Origin of the sequence: Paenarthrobacter sp. AB444 (genome assembly GCF_028736865.1) — a bacterium.
Taxonomy (GTDB): Bacteria; Actinomycetota; Actinomycetes; order Actinomycetales; family Micrococcaceae; genus Arthrobacter; species Arthrobacter nicotinovorans_B.
On sequence record NZ_JAQZBY010000018.1, the window covers coordinates 37,789 to 61,793 of the forward strand.

Below are 24,005 nucleotides of genomic sequence, written 5' to 3' on the forward strand. Positions count from 1 at the left end.
CTACCTGCAGGGGCCCGGTTGCGCAATGAGTTGGACCAACGCGGGGTCACTTATGGCCCGTTGAACACCTCAACATGGGCCATAAGTGACCCCGCGTTGCCTTAGGAAAGCAGCCCCGCCAGAGTCTCCTCCGCTGCGGAACGCAACGCGGCAGCAGTGGGGCCGGCCGCGAGAATTCCCCGGCTGGAAGTGGCCAGGACAGCCGGGTAGGCGGAGCCGAAGGTCGCACGCAGATCTGCCGGCGTGGCACCCTGCGCACCCAACCCGGGCGCGAGGATTGCGCCGCGTACCGGGCCGAGGTCGATGTCCAGATCCCTCAGGGCGGAGCCGATGGTGGCGCCCACAACCAGGCCAACTGATCCCAGGGACCCTTCGTAGCGCCCATTCTCTGCAGTTGCTTCGGCAACGATCCGTCGCGCGACGGAATCGGAGCCACCGACATGCTGGACGCTCTTGCCCTCCGGGTTGGAAGTCAGGGCGAGCACAAATACTCCCCTGCCGTACTGGGCGGCAAGGTCCAAGGCCGGACGCAGCGACTCAAAGCCGAGGTACGGGCTCAACGTCACTGAGTCCGCGGCCAAGGCTGAACCATCGCGGAGCCAGGCATCGGCGTAGGCGGCCATTGTGGAGCCGATGTCGCCACGCTTTGCGTCCGCGATACTGAGCACTCCGGCCTCCGTCGAAGCGGCAAGGGTCCGTTCCAGCACCGCCATACCGGCAGAGCCATGGCGCTCGTACAAGGCCACCTGCGGCTTGACCGCGGCAGCGAGGGAAGCCACGGCCTCCACGACGGTGAGCGAAAAGCGCTCCAGCCCGGCGACGTCGTCGTTCAATCCCCAATCCGCCAGCAAACTGGGGTGGGGGTCGATTCCGACGCAGAGCGGACCGCGGTCAACCATGGCCGCAGCCAGCCGGGAGCCGAAGGACTCCCGGACAGGCTGCTGGCTTTCAGGCGTGGTGCCGGACTCAGGCATTGGCAGCTTCCAGGGAAGCCGTCAGGTTGGCAGCGTGCTCCTGCAAGCTGGTCACCGACCACTCGTAAGTGCGCAGTGCCTCGATGGCCTGGACCGCGGCGTTGAACTCAGCCACGGTGGTGATGCAGGGAATTCCGATCGACGTTGCTGCCGCCCGGAGTTCGTAGCCGTCGCTGCGGGCCTCGCCGCCGGAGGGCGTGTTGAACACCATGTCGATCTCGCCGGCGACAACCAGATCAGCGATGGTGCCTTCGCCTTCGGCACTGCTGCCCTCGGCAACCTTGCGGACAGGAGTTGCCTGGATGCCGTTGCGGCGAAGGACGTCGGCCGTTCCACCGGTGGAGACGATTTCGAAGCCGAGGTCGGACAGACGCTTGACGCCCATGATCACCGAACGCTTGTCGCGGTTTGCCACGGAAACGAAGATTTTGCCTCCGGTGGGCAGCGCGTTGTTGGCGCCGGACTGGCTCTTGGCGAAGGCGGTGTCGAAGTGCTTGTCGATGCCCATGACTTCACCGGTCGAGCGCATTTCCGGGCCCAGGAGGGAGTCAACAACCTTGCCCGCCGGGGTGCGGAAACGGCTGAACGGGAGGACGGCTTCCTTCACGGCAACCGGAGCGTCCAGCGGAAGGGTGGAACCGTCGCCGGTCTCGGGCAGCATCTTGTAGGCGCTGCGGAGCTGGTTGATGGTCACTCCGGTACCGATGAGCGCTGCGGCCTTGGCCATCTGCACGCCGGTCGCCTTGGAGACGAACGGAACCGTCCGGGAGGCACGCGGGTTGGCCTCCAGCACGTACAGGACATCCGATGCCAGGGCGAACTGGATGTTGATCAGGCCGCGGACACCAACGCCTTCGGCGATCGCACGGGTAGCTTCACGAACACGTTCGATCACGTTGTTGCCGAGGGTGATCGGGGGCAGCACACAGGCGGAGTCACCGGAGTGGATACCGGCTTCTTCGATGTGTTCCATGATGCCGCCGAGGTACATGTCGGTGCCGTCGAAGAGGGCGTCGACGTCGATTTCGACGGCGTCCTCCAGGAAGCGGTCGATCAGCACCGGGTGGTCCGGGGTGATTTCCGTAGCGTTGGCAATGTAGCGCGACAGGTTGGCTTCGTCGTAGACGATTTCCATGCCACGGCCGCCCAGCACGTAGGACGGGCGGACCAGGACCGGGTAGCCGATCTCATCGGCGATCTTCTTGGCGTCCTCGAAGGAGACGGCGGTGCCGTTCTTCGGTGAGGTCAGGCCGGCCTCATCCAGGACCCGGGCGAAGGCACCGCGGTGTTCGGCGAGGTCGATCGCTTCGGGCGACGTGCCAAGGATCGGCACACCGGCGTCGGCAAGCTGCTGGGCGAGCTTGAGCGGAGTCTGGCCACCGAGCTGGACGAACACGCCCATGACTCCACCGGTGCGCTCTTCAGCGGCGATGACCTCGAGGACGTCCTCAAGGGTCAGCGGCTCGAAGTAGAGGCGGGTGGAGACGTCATAGTCGGTGGAGACAGTCTCGGGGTTGCAGTTGACCATGACGGTCTCGTAACCGGCCTTGCGCAGCGCCATGGAGGCGTGGACGCAGGAGTAGTCGAACTCGATGCCCTGGCCGATGCGGTTGGGGCCCGAGCCCAGGATGATCACGGACGGCTTGGAGTGCAGGCCGACTTCGTCTTCCTCGTCATAGGCCGAGTAGTGGTACGGGGTGTAGGCGGCAAACTCGGCTGCACAGGTATCCACCGTCTTGTAGACCGGGCGGATGCCAAGGGCCTGGCGGACACCACGGACAACAGCTTCGGAGTTGTGCGTCAGGGCACCGATCTGCTCGTCCGAGAAACCGTGGCGCTTGGCGTTGCGAAGCATGTCCGCGGTGAGGACGCCCGCCTTCCGGATCTCCTGCGCGGTCTCATTGAGCAACTGAAGCTGGTCCAGGAACCAAGGGTCGATCTTGGTTGCCGCGAAGAGGTCTTCCACGCTTGCGCCACCGAGGAGCGCACGCTGCACCTGGTGCAGGCGGTCGGTGGTGGGACGCTTGGCCTTCTCGATGAGTTCGGCAACTTCGTACTCGGGCACGGAGCTGAAGTCCAGCTGAGAGCCCTTCTGCTCCAGTGAGCGCAAGGCCTTCTGCAGGGCTTCGGTGAAGTTGCGGCCCATGGCCATCGCCTCGCCTACAGACTTCATGGTGGTGGTGAGCGTGTTGTCGGCCGCCGGGAACTTCTCGAACGCGAAGCGCGGAACCTTGACCACCACGTAGTCCAGGGTCGGTTCGAAGGAAGCCGGGGTCTTCTGGGTGATGTCGTTGGGGATCTCGTCCAGGGTGTAGCCCAGGGAGAGCTTGGTGGCGATCTTGGCGATGGCGAAGCCGGTGGCCTTCGATGCCAGCGCAGAGGAGCGCGAAACACGGGGGTTCATCTCGATGACCACCACGCGGCCCGTAGCGGGGTCGATGGCGAACTGGATGTTGCAACCACCGGTGTCCACGCCGACTTCGCGGATGACGGCGATGGCGACGTCGCGCAGCTTCTGGTACTCACGGTCCGTGAGGGTCAGGGCGGGCGCAACCGTGATGGAGTCACCGGTGTGGACACCCACGGGATCGAAGTTCTCGATGGAGCAGACCACAACGACGTTGTCGTTCTTGTCGCGCATCATCTCGAGCTCGTATTCCTTCCAGCCAAGGATGCTCTCTTCGAGCAGGACCTCGGTGGTGGGGCTGTACTGAAGACCCTGGCCCACGATGCGGCGGAGATCGTCCTCGTTGTAGGCGAGGCCGGAACCGAGGCCTCCCATGGTGAAGGACGGGCGCACAACCATCGGGTAGCCCAGGTCCTCGGCGGCCTTGAAGGCCTCATCCATGGTGTGGATGATGTGGCTGCGGGCAGACTCGGCGCCGCAGCGCTCCACGACGCCCTTGAACTTCTCACGGTCTTCGCCAAGCTCGATGGCCGCGATGTTGGCACCGATGAGTTCGACGTTGTACTTCTCCAGGACGCCGTTCTTGTCGAGGGCAATCGCTGTGTTCAGTGCGGTCTGGCCGCCCAGGGTAGGCAGCACGGCATCCGGGCGCTCCTTGGCGATGATCTTCTCGACCACCTCGGGCGTGATGGGCTCCACGTACGTTGCATCGGCGAACTCGGGGTCCGTCATGATGGTGGCCGGGTTGGAGTTGACCAGGATGACCCGAAGGCCCTCCTCCTTCAGGACCCGCAGTGCCTGGGTACCGGAGTAGTCGAACTCAGCCGCCTGGCCGATGACGATGGGACCGGAACCGATGACAAGGACGCTCTTGAGATCTGTACGCTTGGGCATTACTTCTTGTCCTCAGTCTTGGAGTCGGTGGTGGTGGCGGGGGCGGCGGCTTTGGCATCGGCCATGAGGTCGATGAAGCGGTCGAAGAGGTACGCGGCGTCGTGCGGGCCGGCGGCGGCTTCAGGGTGGTACTGGACCGAGAAGGCAGGGATGTCGAGGCAGGCGAGGCCTTCAACGACGTCGTCGTTCAAGGAAACGTGGCTGACCTCCACGCGGCCGTAGCGCTCCTCAGGAGCCACAGTGGAGCCGTTCAGCGGTGCGTCCACGGCGAAGCCGTGGTTCTGGGAGGTGATTTCGACTTTGCCGGTGCGGCGGTCCATCACCGGTTGGTTGATGCCGCGGTGACCGTAGCGGAGCTTGTAGGTGCCAAAGCCCAGGGCACGGCCCAGGATCTGGTTGCCGAAGCAGATACCGAAGTACGGCAGCTTCTCGTCCAGCACCGAACGCAGCAGCGAAACCTGGTGGTCGGCGGTGGCGGGGTCGCCAGGTCCGTTGGACATGAAGAAACCGTCGGGGTTGACGGCGTTGACGTCCTCGAGCGTGGACGTGGCGGGCAGGACATGCACGCGTACGCCGCGCTCGGCGAAGCGCACGGGAGTCATGGCCTTGATGCCAAGGTCCACGGCGGCGATGGAGAACCGCGGCTCACCTTCCCAGCCGTGGTCCTTGGGGTCCACGACGTAGGCCTCGTCGATGGAAACTTCCTCCGCCAGGGCCGAGCCTTCCATGGGGGCACTGGCCAGGACGATGTCCAGCAGTTCCTTATCCGATGCCTGTGCGGCCTCGCCGGAGAAGATGCCTGCGCGCATGGTCTTGTGCTCACGGAGGTGGCGGGTGATGGCGCGGGTGTCCACGCCCTGGATTCCGACGATTCCCTGCTCGACCAATTCCTCGTCAAGGCTGCGCTCGGAGCGCCAGTTGGAAGGGCGGCGGGCGGCGTCGCGCACGATGTACCCTGCCACCCAGATGCGGCGGGATTCAGCGTCTTCGCTGTTGACGCCGGTATTGCCGATGTGCGGCGCCGTCTGGACAACCAGCTGGCGGGCGTAGGAGGGATCGGTGATGGTCTCCTGGTAGCCGGTCATACCGGTGGCGAAGACGGCCTCACCGAGCGCGGTGCCCTCGGCGCCGTAACTGCGGCCGCGGAACATGCGGCCGTCTTCGAGCACCAGCACTGCTGCTGTGGGGGTGGTTTTGGTGGCTGAGTTACTTTCCGTCACTTTATTACTTTCCACTATCGGCATCTGCCTGAGGGGCTGCGGAGATCAATTCTTTGAGTGCTTCGAGGAGGAGCGTCTTGTCGGCTGAGTGCCTGGACCGGAAACCGGTGTCGAGTTCCCGGTCGCCAAGTCTCCAGCTGATGACCAGGAGTCCGTCCTTTTCGACGAATTTCCCGGCCATGCCGTTGGCTTCACGGGTCTCCACCAGGGCTCGACGAGGGATGAACACCGGCTCGGCACCGTTGCGGTCGAACAATACGCCTTCAGCGTGGATGCTCAGTTCCGCGTTGGTCCGGATACCCAGGCCCTGGACTGCGATCCGGTCCAGCCAGTCCCCCGCCGTCGTGGTGGTCACGTACTGGCCATCGGCGACGACGCTGGCGGGCGTCAGCTGCTCCGGCACCCCGGGGAGGCGTTCGACGTCGGCTTGTCGCCGCAGCCGGTTTCGCCAGCCCAGCCAGATCATCGCCAGGACGACGACGATCAGCGGCACCGTGATGAGCACGGTCAGTGTCTGGTTGTTCATCAGCTGCTGCTGACTGCCGGGTGCTTGTACGGCGTATTGAGGCGGCCTTCGAGGACTGTCGGGTGGCCCTTGTAGAAGGTCGCCACCACGGATCCGGGCAGCTCCTTGCCCTTGAACGGTGAATTGCGGCCCATGGTTGCCATTTTATGGGGGTCAACGGTCCAACGCGCAGCCGGGTCCACCAGGATGACGTTGGCGGGCTCGCCAACCTCAAGTGGGCGGCCTTGGTCGGCGACCCGGCCGATGACTGCGGGAGTGAACGAGGTAACCCTCGCGAAGTCCGCCCACGTCATAAGTCCGGTTTCGATCATGGTTTCCTGGACGACAGACAAGGCCGTTTCCAGGCCCGTCATGCCCATGGCCGCCTGCGCCCACTCGCATTCCTTGTGCTCGCTGGGGTGCGGCGCGTGGTCGGTGCCGACGACGTCGATGGTGCCGTCTGCCAATCCTTCGCGCAGGGCCTGGACATCAGCATCGGTGCGCAACGGCGGGTTGACCTTGTACACGGGGTCGTAGCTGCGGACCAGCTCGTCCGTCAGGAGGAGGTGGTGCGGGGTTACCTCGGCGGTGACGTTGATACCGCGGGCTTTCGCCCAGCGCACGATTTCAACGGAACCGGCCGTGGAGACGTGGCATACGTGCAAACGGGAACCAACGTGCTGGGCAAGCAGGACATCGCGGGCAATGATGCTTTCCTCGGCAACAGCCGGCCAGCCGGTCAGACCCAGGACCGCCGAAACTGATCCTTCGTTCATCTGGGCCCCGGCGGTAAGGCGCGGTTCCTGCGCATGCTGGGCCACCACGCCGTCGAACGCTTTGACGTATTCCAGCGCACGGCGCATCAGGACGGGATCATGAACGCAGATGCCGTCGTCGGAGAACATCCGGACCTGGGCGCGGGAGTCTGCCATGGCACCGAGCTCTGCGAGCCGCTCGCCTGCAAGTCCCACAGTGACCGCCCCCACGGGACGGACATCCACCCAGCCGGACGCACGACCCAGGCTGTGGACCTGCTCGACGACGCCGGCGGTGTCGGCTACGGGGTTGCTGTTGGCCATGGCGTGGACGGCGGTAAAGCCACCCAAAGCAGCGGCGCGGGTACCGGTCTCGACGGTCTCGGCATCTTCGCGGCCAGGTTCACGCAGGTGGGTGTGGACGTCAACCATGCCCGGCAGGGCGATAAGACCCTTGCCGTCAATGGCGGTGGCGCTGTCCTCGGAGAGGTCGGTACCTACTGCGGCGATAACGCCGTCGCGGATCAGGAGGTCCTGGGCGTCGCCGCCGAGGATCGCGGCCCCGCGGATGAGGTAAGTGTTCTCGGCCATCAGTTGCTCTCCTTGCTCGACGGGCTCGCGAAAGCCGGTATGGCGGTGGTTATCGGGGCTGCCTCGCGGGAGTCCCCGGAGAGCAGCAAGTACAGGGCGGCCATGCGCACGGAAACACCGTTGCGCACCTGGGCCAAAACTGTCGAACGTGGTGAGTCCGCTGCGGCGGAAGAGATCTCCAGGCCGCGGTTCATCGGTCCCGGGTGCATGATGATGGTGTCTTTCATGCCCAGCTCGTCCAAGGTCCGCAAGCGGGCGTCGTCGAAGCCCCAACGTCGCGAATATTCACGCGTGGACGGGAAGAACGAGGCATTCATCCGCTCGCCCTGGACGCGAAGCATCATCATCGCGTCGATGCCACCTTCCAGCGTTTCGTCCAGGTTGTAGCTGACCTTGCAGGGCCAGTGCTCGACGCCGATGGGCAGCAAAGTGGGGGGCGCCACCAGTGTGACCTCCGCGCCCAGGGTTTTCAAAAGCCAAACGTTGGAGCGGGCCACCCGGGAGTGCAGCACGTCGCCGGCAATGGCTACGCGCATGCCCTTGAGGTCGGCTCCGGTGGAAGCGACGCCGTTGAGCTTGGACCAATGCCTGCGCATGGTGAACGCGTCCAGGAGCGCCTGGGTGGGGTGTTCATGCGTGCCGTCGCCTGCGTTGATGACGGCTGCGTCAATCCAATCGGTGGCAGCGAGCCGGTGCGGCGCGCCGGAAGCCCAGTGCCGGATGACGACGGCATCCGCGCCCATGGCAGCGAGGGTTTGGGTGGTGTCCTTGAGGGATTCGCCCTTGGAGACGGAGGATCCCTTGGCCGCGAAGTTGATGACGTCGGCGGAGAGCCGTTTGGCAGCGGCTTCAAAGGAAATTCGCGTGCGCGTGGAGTCCTCGAAGAAGAGATTCACTACAGTGCGGCCGCGGAGGGCAGGCAGCTTTTTGACCTCGCGGTCCCCCACCGCGGACATCTCCTCCGCGGTATCGAGGATACGGATCGCATCTGCTGAGACCAGGTTTTCCGTGGAAAGAAGATGCTTCACTTACCCGCCTCGATTACTACCTCATTGACGGGAAGGCCATCCACGGAGTCGGTTTCTTCCAGGTGCACGCGGACTTTTTCGGCAGAGGACGTGGGAAGGTTCTTGCCCACGTGGTCGGCGCGGATGGGGAGTTCGCGGTGGCCCCTGTCCACCAGGACCGCAAGGCGGACAATCCGGGGGCGGCCAAGGTCAACCAAGGCGTCCAGGGCGGCGCGGATGGTGCGTCCGGAATACAGGACGTCGTCAATCAGCACGACCACCTTGTTATCGATTCCGGACAAGGGAAGCCGGGTGTGGTGCGGTGGCCGCGTGGGCTGGTGTGAGAGGTCGTCACGAAACATGGTGACATCCAACTGACCGACGATTGCTGCGGCGTTTACAGTGGGGTCGGCTGCTGCGATCTTGTTGGCGAGCCGAACAGCCAGTGGGTAGCCGCGGCTGGGAATGCCCAAAAGAACCAGGTCCTGCGAGCCTTTGTTGGCTTCGAGGATCTCATGGGCGATACGAGTCAGCGCACGATCAATATCCGCCTGGTTGAGGACAACCCGCGACGGCAGGTGCGCAGAAGTGACTTCAGTCATCGCTCGTCTCCCCTTTCCCCGCCTCACGGGACGGAATTAAAAAAGGAATATTTGCTCCTCAAAACTATCACAGCGGGCCCATGACCACCGATCGGGTCAGCGCCGGGACAGTGAGTTTAAGCTCACACTTCGACCCGTGGAATAGGCTCGTTTCCATGAGCATGAATCACCCAGGCCAGTACGGCGGACAGCCCCACCCGGGTCCCTACCTGGAGCCGGGGGCGAACCCTACGTGGATCGGCCACGTCCAGCCCGGGAATTACCAGCCGGCACCGGGCAACCGGGCTCCGCTTCCGCAGCAGACCTGGGCGATGCCACCGGTACGGCGCAGCTGGGGCACGCTGCCCTTGTTGATCGTTGGCGCGGTCCTGGCCCTGGGGAGTCTTTTGTTGGTGGTTCCGTTCCTGCTGGGCAATACCGGCATAAGCGGATTCGTCATCGGTTTCCTGGTGTCCCTGATTCCGTTGTCCATCGTCCTTTTGACCGTGCGCCTTATTGATCGCTGGGAGCCGGAACCACCCCGGCTTCTCTGGTTCGCCTTTACCTGGGGCGCAGCAGTGTCCATCGCCGGCACACTCTTGATCCAGCCAATCTTCGCATTGGCTGCACCCACCTCCAGCGAAGAAGCCTTCGCTTATTTCATGGCCACGGTCCAAGCACCGATTGTGGAGGAGTTCACCAAGTCATTGGGTCTTCTGGTCCTGATCCTCGCGGCCCGGAAGTACTTCGACGGCCCCGTCGATGGAGTGGTTTTTGCCTTCACCATCGCTGCCGGCTTTGCCTTCACGGAGAACATCCTCTACTTCGGTCGTGAAATAGCCTCCTCCAACGACCCCGGCACCGACCTGGTACGCATCTTCATCTTGCGGGGGGTCATGTCACCCTTTGCCCATGCTGTCTTCACCGGCACAACCGGGTTGATCATGGGCTTTGCCGCCCGCAAGTGGCACCCCGGATACGCGGTCCTGGCCTTCTTCATCGGCCTGCTGCCCGCGATGTTCCTCCACAACCGCTGGAACAGCATGGGCCAGAACTTCCTGGCCGAGTACTTCGTCGTCCAGGTGCCCATCTTCCTGACGGCAGCCGTTGGCATCATCCTGCTTCGGCTCGCCGAGGGAAAGCTGACCCGGCAGCGACTTCTTGAATACGCCCGCGCGGGATGGTTCACGCCCGCGGAGGTGGAGATGCTGGCCACAACAAGGGGAAGGCGCCAGGCACTTCGCTGGGCGGCATCACGGGGACGCTGGCCCCAGATGAAAGCCTTCATCAAGGGAGCAACAGCCTTGGCTTTTACCCGCCAACGGATCCTGAGCGGCCGTGACGTCCATGCGCACCAACGCGACGAACTCGAACACCTTCATGAAGTCCCGGCATTGCGGGCCGCGGTCCTCCAGTAGGCCATATTAAGAAAGATGGACCCTCCCCGGTTTCCCTGGGAGGGTCCATTCATAATTGCCGCAGGCCGGCTACGCCAGCAGGGACGGCTTGAGCTTCTGGAGACGGCCAAGCAATCCGTTGATGAAGGCCGGCGACTCGTCGGTGGACATCGTCTTGGCCAGGGCCACGGCTTCGCTCACCGCGACTCCGTCGGGAACTTCGTCATTGTAGAGAAGTTCCCAGGCTCCGATGCGGAGAATGATGAGGTCCACCGAGGGCATACGCTCAAGGGTCCAGCCTTGGGCATAGGTCTCAAGGAACTCGTCGATGGTTGCCTGCATGGACACAACGCCTTCCACGATCTCCACCGTGTAGGGATTGATGACCAGGTCTGTCTTCTCCCGACGCGCAGTCAAAGCGTCAAAAGCCGAAACTGAGCGCTGCTCCGCTTCGAAAAGTACTTCCAAGGCCCTGCTACGGGCTTTACCGCGGGCGCTCACTAGTCGTTGACCCGGCCCAGGTAGCTGCCATCGCGGGTGTCGACCTTGACCTTGGTGCCCTGCTCCACGAACAGCGGAACCTGGATCTCGTAGCCGGTTTCAACTGTGGCCGGCTTGGTTCCGGCCGAAGAGCGGTCGCCCTGCAGGCCAGGCTCAGTGTAGGTGATTTCGAGCACAACGCTCGGAGGCAGCTCGATGTAAAGCGGCGTGCCTTCGTGGATGGCGATGTTGACCATCTGGTTCTCGAGCATGAAGTTGGTGGCGTCGCCAACCGTTGCACCGGACACGGTGATCTGGTCATAGTCCTGGGTGTCCATGAAGACGAAGTCTTCGCCATCCTGGTACAGGTACTGGTAGTCGCGACGGTCGACGGTCGCGGTTTCAATCTTCAGGCCGGCGTTGAAGGTCTTGTCGACCACCTTGCCGGACATGACGTTGCGCATCTTGGTGCGGACAAAGGCGCCACCCTTGCCGGGCTTGACGTGCTGGAACTCGATGATGTTCCAGAGCTGGCCCTCGAGCTTCAGTACGGTCCCGTTCTTGATGTCGTTTGTGGTTGCCACTCGTATCCTCTGGTTAATCGCACTGGTTCCAGCTGCCAGCTATCTATGCCAAGCAGGCGTGCCAATCGGCGCGCCAGCGCGTATTTATCAAAAATCCAAAAACCATTCTACCGTCAAATGCGGAGCTGCCTTGCAAAGGGTGTTCCAGGCAGCCTTCAGGACGCCAGTTCCATGACGTCACGGGCCCGCTGCAGGGCTACCGCCGAGGAGTAGATCAGCGCGGCATCGGCAGCCATGGCCACCCTCAGGTCCAACGCCTTGGCGAACTCCTCGGATGCTGCCAAGGCGTTGCCGCTGACGAAGTAGGCGCGGCCGAGGTATTGGCGCACTACTGCTTCCTTGGAGGTGCCTTGGACCTCCTGCAAGAGGTGGCGGAACAACTGGACAGCCCGGTCAAGACGGTTGGTGGCACGGTGGACTTCTGCCTCAAAGATCCTCAGCCGGAAAGACTCGGGGTCCTTGTACCGTGCCTCCGCCAGCAGCTCAGCTGCTTCCTTTGGCTGGTTTTCCAGCAGAAGGGCCATGATCCGGTCGGCAGGATCTTCCGACGCCGCAAGCGCGGTCTCCATGACTTCCTCGTTGACCACCACGGGCAAGAGCGTGTCAGGGTTCATCCGGACACCAGGGAAACCGGCGGTAGGCCAGTCACTGACTCCTTCGCGCAGGGCGATCGTCATGATGCGATCTCCTGGTACGCGGCGAAGAGAAGGGACGTGTCGGGGACGTCCAGGATTCCGGGCTTGCCAACTCCGTCCAGGACGACAAAGCGGAGCAGGTCGCCACGGGACTTCTTGTCGCGGCGCATGCCGTCGAGCAGGCCTTGCCAGCGGTCCCGGCGGTAGGTAATGGGCAGGCCAAGGCTTTCCAAGATGGTGCGGTGCCGGTCAGCGTCGGCATCGGACAAGCGGCCGACGCTGCGGGACAACTCTGCTGCGAACATCATTCCCACGGCTACGGCAGCACCGTGGCGCCACGAGTACCGTTCCACCAGCTCTATGGCGTGACCGAGTGTATGGCCGTAATTCAGGATTTCGCGCAGGCCGGATTCCTTGAGGTCCTGGGAGACGACGTCCGCCTTGACCGCGATGGCGCGTTCAATCAGTTCGCGGACCACCTCGGATCCCGGGTCCATTACCGCGTCCGCGTTCTTCTCGATCAGCTCGAGGATCGCGGGATCGGCGATGAATCCACACTTGATGACCTCGGCCATGCCGGAGATGAGCTCGTTCTTCGGAAGGGTCTGGAGCGTATCGAGATCGGCCAGTACGGCTGCCGGCGGGTGGAACGAACCGACGAGGTTCTTTCCTTCGGCTGTGTTGATGCCGGTTTTGCCGCCGACGGACGCGTCCACCATGCCCAGGAGGCTCGTGGGCATGTGGATGACTTTGACGCCGCGAAGCCACGTGGCTGCGACAAAGCCGGCAAGATCGGTGACTGCACCGCCGCCGACTGCAACGATCGCATCCGAGCGGGTGAAATCGTTCTGGCCCAGGACCTGCCAGCAGAATGCAGCAACCTGGATGTGCTTGCCTTCTTCCGCGTCAGGGATTTCAGCAGTGAGCGCAGTGAATCCAGCGCTCTCCAGCTCGTCGCGGACCGTATCACCGGTCAGGCGGAGGGCGCGGGGGTGGATGACAAGTACCCGCCGGACGCGCTCACCGAGTTTTGCCGGAAGACTCTCCAGCAAACCGCGGCCCACCACGACGTCATAATTTTCGTTGACTGACTGGCCGGTCACCTTGATGACAGTTGCTTCGTTACTCACTTTTCAACTTCCTCTTTCAAGGCTGCATGCTGGCGCAGCCGTTCCTCCAGCTGGAGGCCGATGTCCACCACGGTTCCTGTACGCACGTCCATGACGATGTCCGCCAGCCGTTCGTAGACAGGACGCCTGGTGGCAAAAAGTGCTTCCCAGCGCGTCATCGCGTCGCCTTGAAGCAGTGGCCTGCCGGTGTTCCGCGCAATGCGGTCCGCCACCGTTTCGGCGTCGCACTCCAGGTAGACCACGGTGCACTCCCCCAGCAGTTGCTGGGTCCCGGAGTCCAGGACTGCTCCCCCGCCGAGGGAGATGATCGCCGGCTGCTCCTTCGCAGACTCGATCGATTTCGCCACGGCCCTGGCTTCAATTTCGCGGAAGGCGTGTTCGCCCCGACCAGCGAAGATGTCAGCGATGCTGCCGTGGGCAGCGACGACTACGGCATCGGTGTCCACGAACGGGAGACCAAGCTGCTGGGCAAGCTGCTGGCCTATGGCCGACTTGCCAACAGCCATAGGGCCCACCAAAACAACGGGACGGCCCGCGGAGGCGTCCAGGACAGAGCGGATCACTACCGGCCGACCGTGTCCAGGGTTGCCGGGATGTTGTCCAGGTAGCTCTGCAGGTTGCGTGCGGTTTCGGCGACGGAGTCGCCGCCGAACTTCTCGGTGATGGCCTCGGCCAAGACCAGGGCCACCATGGCTTCGGCGACAACACCTGCTGCGGGAACGGCACAGACGTCTGAACGTTGGTGGTGGGCCTTTGCTGGCTCGCCCGTGCTCACGTCAATGGTGCGCAATGCGCGCGGGACCGTGGCGATCGGCTTCATGGCGGCGCGGACACGCAGGACCTCGCCGATGCTCATGCCGCCTTCGATGCCGCCGGCACGGTTGGTCTGGCGGACGATCCTGCCATCCCCATCCTTGACGATTTCATCGTGGGCGGCGGATCCGCGGCGGGAAGCGGTCAGGAAGCCATCGCCCACTTCGACGCCCTTGATCGCCTGGATGCCCATGAGGGCTGCTGCCAGGCGCGAGTCGAGGCGGCGGTCCCAGTGGACATAGCTGCCCAGTCCCGGGGGAAGCCCGTACGCGAGGACCTCAACCACACCGCCAAGGGTTTCGCCTTCCTTGTGCGCAGCGTCTACCTCGGCAACCATGGCGTTGGACGTCTCGCGGTCGAAGCAACGCAGGGGGTCGGCGTCAAGCGCGATCACGTCGCCGGGGACCGGCAAGGGACGCCCCTCGGGGACAGCGACGCTGGCAATGGAAACAGTGTGGCTGACGAGTTCGATGCCAAGCTGCTTCAGGAACTGCGCTGCGACGGTACCGAGCGCAACGCGGCTGGCAGTCTCCCGTGCACTGGCGCGTTCAAGTACCGGCCGGGCTTCGTCGAAGCCGTACTTCTGCATGCCCGTGAAATCAGCGTGTCCGGGGCGCGGCCGCGTCAAGGGGGCGTTCCGGGCCTGGTCGGCCAGGAGTTCGGCATCCACGGGATCAGCAGACATGATCTGCTCCCACTTGGGCCACTCGGTGTTTCCCACCTGGATGGCTACAGGGCCGCCCTGGGTGATGCCATGACGGACGCCGCCCATGATGGTGACCTCGTCCTGCTCGAACTTCATGCGGGCACCCCGGCCATAGCCCAGGCGGCGGCGCGCCAGCGCGTCACGAATTTGCCCGCTGGTGAGTTCAACACCGGCGGGCACGCCTTCAACAATTCCGATCAGAGCCGGACCGTGGGATTCACCGGCAGTCAACCAACGCAACATATAACCAATCCTGCCATGTAAGGCCTCTAGAACACCCGTCGGGGAAGCCCGACTGAGTCGCACATCACATCTATGACGGCGGCATCAACATCACGTCCGCTAAAGAGCCGTATCTGCTCCGCCGCCTGGTACATCAGCATCTCCAGCCCTGGGACTACCGCTCCCCCATTGCCGCTCCACACTTCGGCGATGCGGCTGGGCCAGGGATCGTAGGCAACATCCAGCAGGACACCTTCACCGGTTCCCGGCAAAGACGCCAATTCTTCGGCCAGGCCATCGGCGGCCCGCGGGGGAAAAGTGGAGATGACAAGCTCAGCTGCCGCCACAGCGGTGGCAGCTTCGGTCAACGGCCGCACGGCGAGGGAAATCCCGACGGCGGCCGCCGCGGCTTCTGCGTCTGATGCGCGTGAAGCGTCGCGGACGAAGACGTCTACATGGCCGGCACCCAACTCATGAACCGCGGCTACTGCCGCAGCGGAGGTACCGCCACCACCGAGGATGGCAGCATGGGGTGCCGAAGCGACCCCGGCGTGCCGCACCGACTCGACGATTCCCGCGACGTCGGTGTTGTATCCAGCGCGCCGCACCCCTCCGCCGTCGTGCTCGAAAACCACGGTGTTGATGACACCCAACTGGGCCCCGGCACCGCGAACTTCATCGACTTCCCGGATCATTGCCGTCTTGAGCGGCATGGTCACCGACAAGCCGCACCAGGACTCGTCCCCCCGGAGTGACTCCATGAAGGCCGGAAGACGATCCACCGTGACGTCAATCGCCGAGTACCCAATGTCAAGACCCAACTTGGCGTAGGCGGCCAAGTGGAGCGCCGGGGACTTCGAGTGGGAGATCGGATGACCCAGGACCGCGGCCCGAAGCGTCACACGCACCGTCCCGCGTTGGCCTGGCACCAGGCGTTGTATTGCTCAACGTAGGTGTTGTGCTCAGCCAGCGTTTTGGAGAACTTGGTCTCCTTGGTGTCCAGGTTGATCGTCACCCAGTACATGTAGTCGTTGACCGTCGGCTTGGCAGCGGCGTCGATCGCCGTCTTGCCTGGAGAACCGATCGGACCCACGGGCAGGCCCACGTTCGCGTAGGTGTTATACGGATTCGACTTGTCGGCCTTTTCTTCCTCCGTGACGTGGAAGGACTTCCGGCCAAGCCCGTATGTGACCGTCGCGTCGGATTGGATAAGCCCACTGGTCTCCACGTTGTTGGGCTTGAGCCGGTTGTAGATGGCGCCTGCCACGTTTCCGTAGTCCGCCTGTCCGCCCTCCGCCTGAACAATGCTGGCGATGGTGACGACGTCGTACTGTTTGGCGGGATCAGTGATGCCCTGCGACTTAAGCTCATCCAGGGTGGTGGTGACCAGCTTCTGGATGATGTCCTTGGCGGAAGTTCCGAGATCGAACCGGTACTCTCCCGGCGCCAGGAAGCCTTCGAGGTTCTTTGCCTTGGCGGGAAGTCCGAACTGTCCAGGAGCCTGGTTGAGGGCGTTGAGCTGCTCCAGCGGGATGCCGGAGCCCTTGGCAATGGCGTCCAAGGATTCGTTGATCCGCAGCCCGGCGCTCAGGGCGAAGTACATGACCTTGGAGGAGTCTTTGTTGACCAGGACCGCCACGGCGTCCGAATTCTTCATTTCGGTCTTGAAGGTAAATTCACCCGGGGACAGTTCACCGCCCTGGCTGACGAACTCCTTAACGAAGGCGTCCGCGTCGGCCACGACGTGCTTTTGCACGAGATCGCTTGCTACCGCCTTGGGTCCTGCGCCTTGGGGAACGGTGACGCTGACGGAGCCGGTCCCGGGACCCGGGTAGTCCGTGATCTTGTCCATGCCAAGCAGGGGCTTCAAGAACTGCGCTCCGACAGCGACGGCGGTGACAAAGACAGCAAGCGTCAACAGGAGAGCAAGGACACGACGGCGGCGGCGCGCCTTTTTCGCGGCAGCTTTGGAGGCGGGGGTCGCTACCGGTGCAAGGAGTTCGTGGGCATGGTCATCATGGTGGACCTCATCGTGATGAAATTCGTCATGGTGGAGCTCGTCATGGTGCAGTTCGCCATGGTGGAGGTCTTCATGGTGAACCTCGTCATGGTGGACCTCGTCATGGAATCCGGCATGCGCGTCCACGCCGTAGTGGGCGTCATGCGCGGTGTAGTCGTGGGCTTCCACTGGTGTGCTGCCGGATTCAGCAAAAACCAGTTCACCATCACCGTGGGTGTGGCCGGATTCTTCGTGTTCTGTCTGTGCGGCATGCTCCACGTGACCGACGCCAGCTGTCTGGTCATCCTTCGAGGAAGCAGCCGGTGCTGCTTGTTCCTCCGCGGTATGCGGTACCTCGACTTCCGGCTTCTGGACGGGAGCAGGAGGAGCCACTGGAACCGGAGGAGCTACAGGAACGGGAGGAGCTGCTGGAACAGGAGGGGCTGCAGGAGCCTGGGCAGCCGGAACCGCGGGAACGGGGCGGGGAAGTTCTGCCTCAGTTTCGGCTGCGGGGGAATCCTCCCCCGGCGTCGCTTCGGGAACGGGTACGACGTTGTGGTTCTGCGTGGCGAGGAATCTCTCCCGCGCCCGCAGCTCTTTGCGGGTCAGCGGCATGCCGCCGCCGGTACCGCTGGAGGGGTCGTTGTTGACCGGGCTCACAGTTGCAGTCCCCTCGTAGAAGAATCAGGTTCGTTGCCGGAGGCAGCCTGCAGCGTTGGGGCACTGCTGGGCTTTTCGGGTTCCGCCGGTGCCTGCACTCGGCGGCCGACGTCCGTTCCTCTGGCTTTTTGCATGTCGATCGCGTGCTGGAGTATTCCAGCAGCAGCAACCTGATCAACCACTTTACGGTGATTCCTGCTGCTCATGCCAGCTTCGTGCAGGTTGCGGTGTGCCGTCACGCTGGAAAGCCGCTCATCGACGAGGTTCACCGGAACGTCCAAACCGGCGCGGGCCAGCTCCCTGACCAGCAGCACAGCATATTCTGCGGCCATGGCGGCGGAGCCCCGTTCTTCGCCCTTCATGGTGCGTGGAAGGCCGACGAAAATCTGCACCGCAGCCAACTCCGCGGCGTGCTTGACCACCAAACGGACATCGGAATTCTTTTTGGCGTCCCGCCCTACAGTCTTGAACGGCGTGGCGAGGATTCCATCGGGATCGCACTGGGCAAGGCCCACCCTGACGGTACCGACGTCTACCCCCAGCTTGATGCCACGGGGGTAGACGTCGTCGTTAGTACGTGTGGACACTGTCAGCGCTTGGCTATCGCGTCCACCACGGCTGTGAGGGCCTCGGAGACCTTCGCAGCGTCGGTGCCGCCGCCTTGTGCGACGTCGTCCTTGCCGCCACCGCCGCCACCGAGGATACCGGCGGCCAGGCGGACAAGCGCTCCTGCCTTGACCCCGGCACCACGGGCAGCTTCATTGGTGGCAATCAGAATGACCGGGCGATCGTTGCTGACGCCGGCGACCGCAACCGTCGCGGCCTCCGAGCCGAGGCGGTTACGCAGGTCCAGGGCAAGGTTCCGCAGGTCATCCGCACCACCGACCTGTCCGGCGTCGTGGGCGACAACGCGCACCCCGCCGGCGTCCTTTGCCGTCCCCACAAGGTTGGCGGCCGCGGCGGCGAGCTGTTCCTTGCGGAGCCGGTCGAGTTCCTTTTCGGTCGCCTTGAGCTTGTTCAGCGTGCTGGAAATCCTGTCGGCGAGCTGGCCGGAAGGAACCTTCAACAGCTCTGTCAGTTCGGTCACCAGCGCGCGCTCGGCAGCCAGGTGGCGGAACGCATCAAGGCCTACGAAGGCCTCGACGCGGCGGTTTCCGGAACCAACGGACTGTTCGCCGAGCAGCGACAGGCTGCCGATGAGTGACGTGTTGGACACGTGCGTACCGCCACAGAGTTCACGCGACCACGCGCCGTCGATCTCCACGACCCGGACTTCACTGCCGTAGTTCTCGCCGAACAGTGCCATGGCACCGAGTGCCTTGGCTTCTGCCAGGCCCATCACCTTGGTGTCAACGCGGTAGTTGTTCCGGATGGCGATGTTGGAAACTTCTTCGATCTCAGACCGCGTTGCCGGGCTCAGTCCCTCACCCCAGGCAAAGTCGAAGCGCAGGTATCCGGCCTTGTTGAAGGAACCACGCTGGGTGGCCTCCGGGCCAAGGATCTGGTGCAGGGCAGCGTGGACAATGTGCGTTCCCGTGTGCGCCTGCTCGGCTGCGTGCCGGCGTTCACGGTCGACGGCGGCGCGCACCACTGCGTCGGAGGCGATCTCGCCTTCACGGACAATCGCCTTGTGCACGCTCAGGCCCTTGATGGGACGCTGGACGTCAAGGACCTCCACGACGAAGCCATCGCCGGTGATGAGGCCGGTATCGGCGGACTGGCCACCGGCTTCGGCATAGAACGGGGTTTCATTCAGGACGAGCTCGATTTCGTCGCCGGTGGAGGCGTGCGAAACTGCCCGGCCGCCGTTGACGATGCCCCGGACCTTCGACTCGCCCTCGAGCTCGTCGTAGCCGGTAAACACGGTCTCACCCTGGCCCAGGAGCTCCTGGTAGGCGGTGAGGTCGGCGTGGCCGCCCTTTTTGCCCTTGGCATCGGCCTGGGCGCGCTGACGCTGCTCGAGCATGAGCGCACGGAAACCTGCCTCGTCGACCTTCAAGCCTGCCTCTTCTGCCATCTCCAAAGTCAGGTCGATGGGGAAGCCATAGGTGTCGTGCAGGGTAAAGGCGTCAGCGCCGGAGAGCGGGACTCCCGCGGCCTTGGATTCGGCCACAGCGTCTTCCAGGCGCGCAGTGCCCGAAGCGATGGTGCGGAGGAAGGCTTTTTCTTCAGCGTAGGCAATGCGGCTGATGCGGGCGAAGTCGGTCTCCACTACGGGGTAGACCCCCTTCATGGCATCACGGGACACGGGAAGAAGGTCAGGCAGGCAGGCCTTCTCGACACCGAGCAGGCGCATGGCGCGCACTGCACGGCGGATCAGGCGTCGCAGCACATAGCCGCGGCCTTCGTTGGACGGTGCCACGCCGTCCGCAATAAGCATTAGCGCAGAGCGGATATGGTCGGCGACAACGCGCATGCGGACGTCTTCGGTGTGGTGCGGGTCGTCGGGAGTCTCAGCCGAGGTGTACTCACGGCCCGACAACTCAGCAGCCTTGTCGATGACGGGACGGACTTGGTCGGTCTCGTACATGTTCTCGACGCCCTGCAGAATCATGGCCAGGCGTTCCATGCCGAGGCCGGTGTCGATGTTCTTCTTCGGCAGCTCGCCAACGATGTCGAAGTCGACCTTGGAGCGGACGTTTTCGATCTGGTACTGCATGAACACGAGGTTCCAGATCTCGATGTACCGGGTTTCGTCAGCCAGCGGGCCACCTTCGATACCGTAAGCCGGGCCGCGGTCATAGTAGATTTCCGAGCAAGGCCCTGCCGGCCCGGGCTGTCCCGTGGACCAGTAGTTATCGGCCTTGCCCATGCGCTGGATACGTTCAGCCGGAATACCGGTGTTCTTCAGCCACAATTCCTTGGCTTCGTCGTCCTCTTCGTAGACCGTCACCCAGAGACGCTCGGCGGGGAGTCCGTAACCGCCGTCGTCAACGCTCTTGGTGAGCAGCTCGAAAGCGAACTTGATCGCATCTTCCTTGAAGTAATCGCCGAAGGAGAAGTTGCCGCACATCTGGAAGAAGGTGCCGTGCCGGGCAGTCTTTCCCACTTCCTCGATGTCACCGGTGCGGATGCACTTCTGGACGCTCGTGGCACGGCTGTAGGGCGGTTCTTCGCGGGCGGTCAGGTAGGGAATGAACGGCACCATTCCGGCCACAGTGAAGAGAAGTGACGGGTCGCTGGAAACGAGCGACGCGGAGGGAACGGCGGTGTGGCCCTTGCTGACAAAAAAGTCCACCCAGCGCTTGGTGATCTCCTGCGACTTCATTAGCTGATTACTTACCCTTCTCAATTCACTGCACACGATGTGCGCGGATCCGGCTGGTGCCGTTCCGCAGCTTTCCATTCTGCCCTGTTGAGGGCTTCGGAGCGAACCGCTCCTGCTACCGTCGGCCTGCTGTGCCGTCGTCGACCCCCAGCGCGGCCCGGAGATCCTCTTCGCGCTGGTGCATGCCTGAGCGCACGGCGTCGGCGAAGTCGAACAGTCCGTCGGCCATCCGGCCGACAGCCCGGTTCAAACCTTCAGGGCCCAAATTGGCTTGTGCCTCAGTGATCTTACGGAACGCGATGACGCCGATTGCGACGCCGATGCCCATCCAAACAATTCTTTTCATCGGTTTCGGGTCTCCCGTTGGTTCAGCGGCTGCGTCGGCCGGACGAAGGGGTGCGACGTCCGGCGAAAGCCGAGCGGACGCCGTAGCTGAAAGCAGCCACCTTGATCAGGGGCGAACCTACCGTCGCCGCTACGAGCGAGGACAGCGCGGAGATGTTGGCCGAGGCATCCGAAACGTTCGAGGCGATGCCATCGACCTTCTTCAGCTGCTGGTTCGTGGTGGTGACCGTCGCGGTCACTTCGTCCATCAGGGGCGTGGCGCCGTCGCTGATGGAGCGGATGGAGGTGCGGACCTCGTCAAAAACGCCGCCCAACTTCAAAATGGGCACAGCCAACAGCAGAACCAGGAGCGCGAAGACTCCTGCTGCGATGAGACCGGCAATGTCGCCACCAGACATAGAACACTTCTCCTAGGATCGTTGCGCTGCCTTGCACCTGCCGCATTGCGGCTTTGGCCAAGGCCTCCCCCAGTACCTTACCTAAGTGGCCCGGCACCTTATAGACAAAGAAGCCCGCGGCGGTTGCCACGGGCTTCTTTGTCTGCGCTGCTTGAATTTAGCGTGCGTAGAATTCGACGACGAGCTGCTCTTCGCAGATCACGGGGACCTCGGAGCGCTTCGGACGACGAACCAGGCGTGCCTGCAGGGCGTCAATCTTGACGTCCAGGTACGGCGGCACGTTGTTCAGGACGTGTGCACCGGCAGCGGCGACCTGGAACGGAGCCATAACCTCGGAGCGGCTGTGTACGTGGATGAGCTGGCCTTCGCCAACGCGGAAGGACGGGCGGTCAACGCGAACGCCGTCAACCAGGATGTGGCGGTGCACAACCAGCTGGCGGGCCTGTGCGATGGTGCGGGCGAAGCCTGCACGGAGCACGAGGGCGTCCAGACGCATTTCCAGCAGCTCAACCAGGTTCTCACCAGTCAGGCCCTTGGTGCGGCGTGCTTCTTCGAAGGCACGGGTCATCTGGGCTTCGCGGATGCCGTACTGGGCGCGCAGACGCTGCTTTTCGCGCAGACGTACGGCGTAGTCGGAGTCCTGCTTCTTGCGGGCACGGCCGTGCTCACCGGGGCCGTACGGACGGCGCTCCATGTACTTGGCGGCCTTGGGGGTCAGAGCAATGCCGAGTGCACGCGAAAGGCGTGCAGTACGGCGAGCACGAGTGTTGTTAGCCACTTGTGTCCTTCCAAATTACTGCGGTGTATCAGTGTTACTGGCCTCCATCAGGGAGAGCATCGGCCAACCGCTGCCTCTTGCTACTGGCCCGGGCGCGCAGCACCGTTGAAGGAAATCTTCAAGGGATGTGGCGTCGGGTCATGCCAGACAAGGATCCATCCTACCACGGGCACTGAATCCGCCCGCCCGCGCTACTGGCCGCGGACGATCTTCCTGAGCCGCTCGAGCCTGGCCGCGATGTCACGCTCCGCGCCGTTGTTGGTGGGTTCGTAGTAGTTCCTGCCCACAAGGTCGTCCGGCGGGTACTGCTGGGTGGCGATCCCGTGGGGCTCGTCGTGGGCGTATTTGTAGCTCTTGCCGTGTCCCAGCTGCTTGGCCCCGGGGTAGTGGGCATCGCGAAGGTGCATCGGAATGCCGCCACCATGGCCGGCCCGCACATCCGCCACGGCCTTGTTCAAGCCCATGTAGGCGGCATTGGACTTCGGTGCGGTGGCCAGATGCACCACCGCTTCGGCCAACACAATGCGGCCCTCCGGCATGCCGATCAGCTGCACTGCCTGGGCCGCAGCGACCGCAGTCTGCAACGCCGTGGGATCGGCCATGCCAATGTCTTCGGCGGCAGAGATGACGATTCTGCGGGCAACGAACCGGGGATCCTCCCCCGCTTCGAGCATCCGCGCCAGATAGTGCAGGGCGGCGTCGACGTCGGATCCCCGGATGGACTTGATGAAGGCGCTGGCGACGTCGTAATGCTGGTCTCCGGCACGGTCGTAGCGGACGGCGGCGGCATCCAGGGCGCGCTCGGTGTGACGCAGTTCCACCAGCACCGGGCCTTCAGACCCGCCGTCCTCGACGGCGGTGGCGTCACCGAACGCTACCCCGGCAGCAGCCTCCAGCGCCGTGAGGGCACGCCGTGCGTCGCCTCCGGACAGGCGCACGAGGTGCTCAAGTGCCTCCGGGGCCAGCTCGACACGTCCGGCAAGGCCGCGCGCGTCCGTCACGGCCTTATGCAGCAAACCGGAGATATCGTCATCGGTCAGCGGTTTCAGGGTAAGCAGCAGTGATCGGGACAAGAGCGGCGACACCACGGAGAAGGACGGGTTTTCGGTGGTTGCCGCCACCAGCACCACCCAGCGGTTCTCGACGCCGGGCAGCAGGGCATCTTGCTGCGCCTTGTTGAAGCGGTGGATCTCGTCCAGGAACAGCACCGTGGTCTTTTTGTAGAGGTCCCGGGCGGTCAAGGCCTCGTCCATGACCCTGCGCACGTCCTTGACGCCGGCAGTGATGGCGGAAAGCTCAACGAACTTGCGCCCGGGACCGCGTGCGATGACATGGGCCAAGGTGGTCTTGCCTGTGCCCGGAGGTCCCCAGAGGATCACCGAGCTGGGTCCTGCCGGCCCCGCGGCCTCCGCACCGGCCGCCAGTTGCCTCAATGGGGAGCCGTGGCCCAGCAAATGCTGCTGCCCCACGACATCGTCCAACGTCCGCGGGCGCATCCGCACAGCGAGGGGGCTTCGCTGGGACGCCATCCAGTTGGCGTCCGAGGGTCCTCCGGCGGCAGGCAGCTCCTCCGACTCGTCGTCGTCGTTCACTGCACCGGCACCAAAGAGATCTTCCACATGGATAGGCTACTCATAGTTCCAGCAAAGGAGACAT

At 63.7% G+C, this 24,005-nt stretch carries 22 protein-coding genes; 1 reads left to right on the forward strand and 21 read right to left on the reverse strand.

The window, feature by feature from the left end; genetic code table 11:
- Positions 1–101: 101 nt before the first annotated feature.
- Genes pyrF through pyrR form a run of 7 tightly spaced genes read right to left on the reverse strand, consistent with a single transcriptional unit; the run spans position 102 to position 8,955 of the window.
- Positions 102–974, reverse strand: coding sequence for an orotidine-5'-phosphate decarboxylase (gene pyrF / locus PQ627_RS18520; RefSeq protein ID WP_274262833.1), 873 nt, complete (start codon positions 972–974; stop codon positions 102–104).
- A complete protein-coding gene (carB, locus tag PQ627_RS18525; RefSeq protein ID WP_144658926.1) occupies positions 967–4,275 on the reverse strand; it encodes a carbamoyl-phosphate synthase large subunit in 3,309 nt (1,102 codons plus the stop codon). Before carB ends, pyrF begins: the two co-directional genes overlap by 8 nt.
- Positions 4,275–5,519, reverse strand: a complete 1,245-nt coding sequence (carA, locus tag PQ627_RS18530) for a glutamine-hydrolyzing carbamoyl-phosphate synthase small subunit (protein ID WP_274262834.1) — start codon at positions 5,517–5,519, stop codon at positions 4,275–4,277. Before carA ends, carB begins: the two co-directional genes overlap by 1 nt.
- Complete coding sequence (locus PQ627_RS18535) at positions 5,500–6,021, reverse strand: PH-like domain-containing protein (RefSeq protein ID WP_274262835.1); 522 nt, start codon at positions 6,019–6,021, stop codon at positions 5,500–5,502. The genes carA and PQ627_RS18535 overlap by 20 nt, the downstream gene beginning before the upstream one ends.
- Positions 6,021–7,346: a dihydroorotase gene (locus tag PQ627_RS18540; RefSeq protein WP_274262836.1), complete on the reverse strand. Its 1,326-nt coding sequence runs from the start codon at positions 7,344–7,346 to the stop codon at positions 6,021–6,023. Before PQ627_RS18540 ends, PQ627_RS18535 begins: the two co-directional genes overlap by 1 nt.
- Positions 7,346–8,374, reverse strand: a complete 1,029-nt coding sequence (locus tag PQ627_RS18545; RefSeq protein WP_274262837.1) for an aspartate carbamoyltransferase catalytic subunit — start codon at positions 8,372–8,374, stop codon at positions 7,346–7,348. The genes PQ627_RS18540 and PQ627_RS18545 overlap by 1 nt, the downstream gene beginning before the upstream one ends.
- Complete coding sequence (pyrR, locus tag PQ627_RS18550) at positions 8,371–8,955, reverse strand: bifunctional pyr operon transcriptional regulator/uracil phosphoribosyltransferase PyrR (RefSeq protein WP_144658931.1); 585 nt, start codon at positions 8,953–8,955, stop codon at positions 8,371–8,373. Before pyrR ends, PQ627_RS18545 begins: the two co-directional genes overlap by 4 nt.
- A 155-nt stretch (positions 8,956–9,110) precedes the next feature.
- On the opposite strand from pyrR, the gene PQ627_RS18555 reads away from it, so the two are divergent.
- Positions 9,111–10,352, forward strand: coding sequence for a PrsW family intramembrane metalloprotease (locus tag PQ627_RS18555; protein WP_443192764.1), 1,242 nt, complete (start codon positions 9,111–9,113; stop codon positions 10,350–10,352).
- Positions 10,353–10,421: 69 nt separating this feature from the next.
- Here the strand turns inward: PQ627_RS18555 and nusB are convergent, their stop codons facing one another.
- The 14 genes from nusB to PQ627_RS18625 all read right to left on the reverse strand — a co-directional run bounded on the left by nusB (position 10,422) and on the right by PQ627_RS18625 (position 23,968).
- Positions 10,422–10,832: a transcription antitermination factor NusB gene (gene nusB, locus PQ627_RS18560; RefSeq protein ID WP_144658933.1), complete on the reverse strand. Its 411-nt coding sequence runs from the start codon at positions 10,830–10,832 to the stop codon at positions 10,422–10,424.
- Positions 10,832–11,395: an elongation factor P gene (gene efp, locus PQ627_RS18565; RefSeq protein WP_011774957.1), complete on the reverse strand. Its 564-nt coding sequence runs from the start codon at positions 11,393–11,395 to the stop codon at positions 10,832–10,834. Before efp ends, nusB begins: the two co-directional genes overlap by 1 nt.
- Before the next feature lie 155 nt (positions 11,396–11,550).
- Complete coding sequence (locus tag PQ627_RS18570; RefSeq protein WP_144658934.1) at positions 11,551–12,072, reverse strand: tetratricopeptide repeat protein; 522 nt, start codon at positions 12,070–12,072, stop codon at positions 11,551–11,553.
- Complete coding sequence (gene aroB, locus PQ627_RS18575; RefSeq protein WP_274262838.1) at positions 12,069–13,160, reverse strand: 3-dehydroquinate synthase; 1,092 nt, start codon at positions 13,158–13,160, stop codon at positions 12,069–12,071. The genes PQ627_RS18570 and aroB overlap by 4 nt, the downstream gene beginning before the upstream one ends.
- Entirely contained in the window at positions 13,157–13,723 is a 567-nt protein-coding gene (locus tag PQ627_RS18580) for a shikimate kinase (RefSeq protein ID WP_274262839.1), read from the reverse strand. The genes aroB and PQ627_RS18580 overlap by 4 nt, the downstream gene beginning before the upstream one ends.
- The gene (gene aroC / locus PQ627_RS18585) at positions 13,723–14,922 is read right to left on the reverse strand and encodes a chorismate synthase (protein WP_274262840.1); all 1,200 of its coding nucleotides are present in this window, start codon (positions 14,920–14,922) and stop codon (positions 13,723–13,725) included. Before aroC ends, PQ627_RS18580 begins: the two co-directional genes overlap by 1 nt.
- A gap of 26 nt (positions 14,923–14,948) precedes the next feature.
- Positions 14,949–15,803 carry a shikimate dehydrogenase gene (locus tag PQ627_RS18590; RefSeq protein WP_274262860.1) on the reverse strand — a complete coding sequence of 285 codons (855 nt, stop codon included), beginning with the start codon at positions 15,801–15,803 and terminating at the stop codon, positions 14,949–14,951.
- A complete protein-coding gene (gene mltG / locus PQ627_RS18595; RefSeq protein WP_274262841.1) occupies positions 15,800–17,560 on the reverse strand; it encodes an endolytic transglycosylase MltG in 1,761 nt (586 codons plus the stop codon). The genes PQ627_RS18590 and mltG overlap by 4 nt, the downstream gene beginning before the upstream one ends.
- Positions 17,557–18,147, reverse strand: a complete 591-nt coding sequence (ruvX, locus tag PQ627_RS18600) for a Holliday junction resolvase RuvX (RefSeq protein WP_144658939.1) — start codon at positions 18,145–18,147, stop codon at positions 17,557–17,559. Before ruvX ends, mltG begins: the two co-directional genes overlap by 4 nt.
- A gap of 2 nt (positions 18,148–18,149) precedes the next feature.
- A complete protein-coding gene (gene alaS, locus PQ627_RS18605) occupies positions 18,150–20,828 on the reverse strand; it encodes an alanine--tRNA ligase (protein ID WP_274262842.1) in 2,679 nt (892 codons plus the stop codon).
- Positions 20,829–20,943: 115 nt separating this feature from the next.
- A complete protein-coding gene (locus tag PQ627_RS18610) occupies positions 20,944–21,156 on the reverse strand; it encodes a hypothetical protein (protein ID WP_274262843.1) in 213 nt (70 codons plus the stop codon).
- Between the two features lie 40 nt (positions 21,157–21,196).
- Positions 21,197–21,571 (reverse strand): DUF948 domain-containing protein, encoded by a 375-nt coding sequence (locus PQ627_RS18615; RefSeq protein WP_017197541.1) that lies wholly within the window; start codon positions 21,569–21,571, stop codon positions 21,197–21,199.
- Positions 21,572–21,728: 157 nt separating this feature from the next.
- Positions 21,729–22,349 carry a 30S ribosomal protein S4 gene (gene rpsD / locus PQ627_RS18620; RefSeq protein ID WP_144658942.1) on the reverse strand — a complete coding sequence of 207 codons (621 nt, stop codon included), beginning with the start codon at positions 22,347–22,349 and terminating at the stop codon, positions 21,729–21,731.
- A 191-nt stretch (positions 22,350–22,540) separates the two neighbouring features.
- A complete protein-coding gene (locus PQ627_RS18625) occupies positions 22,541–23,968 on the reverse strand; it encodes a replication-associated recombination protein A (RefSeq protein ID WP_274262844.1) in 1,428 nt (475 codons plus the stop codon).
- Between the last annotated feature and the right edge of the window lie 37 nt (positions 23,969–24,005).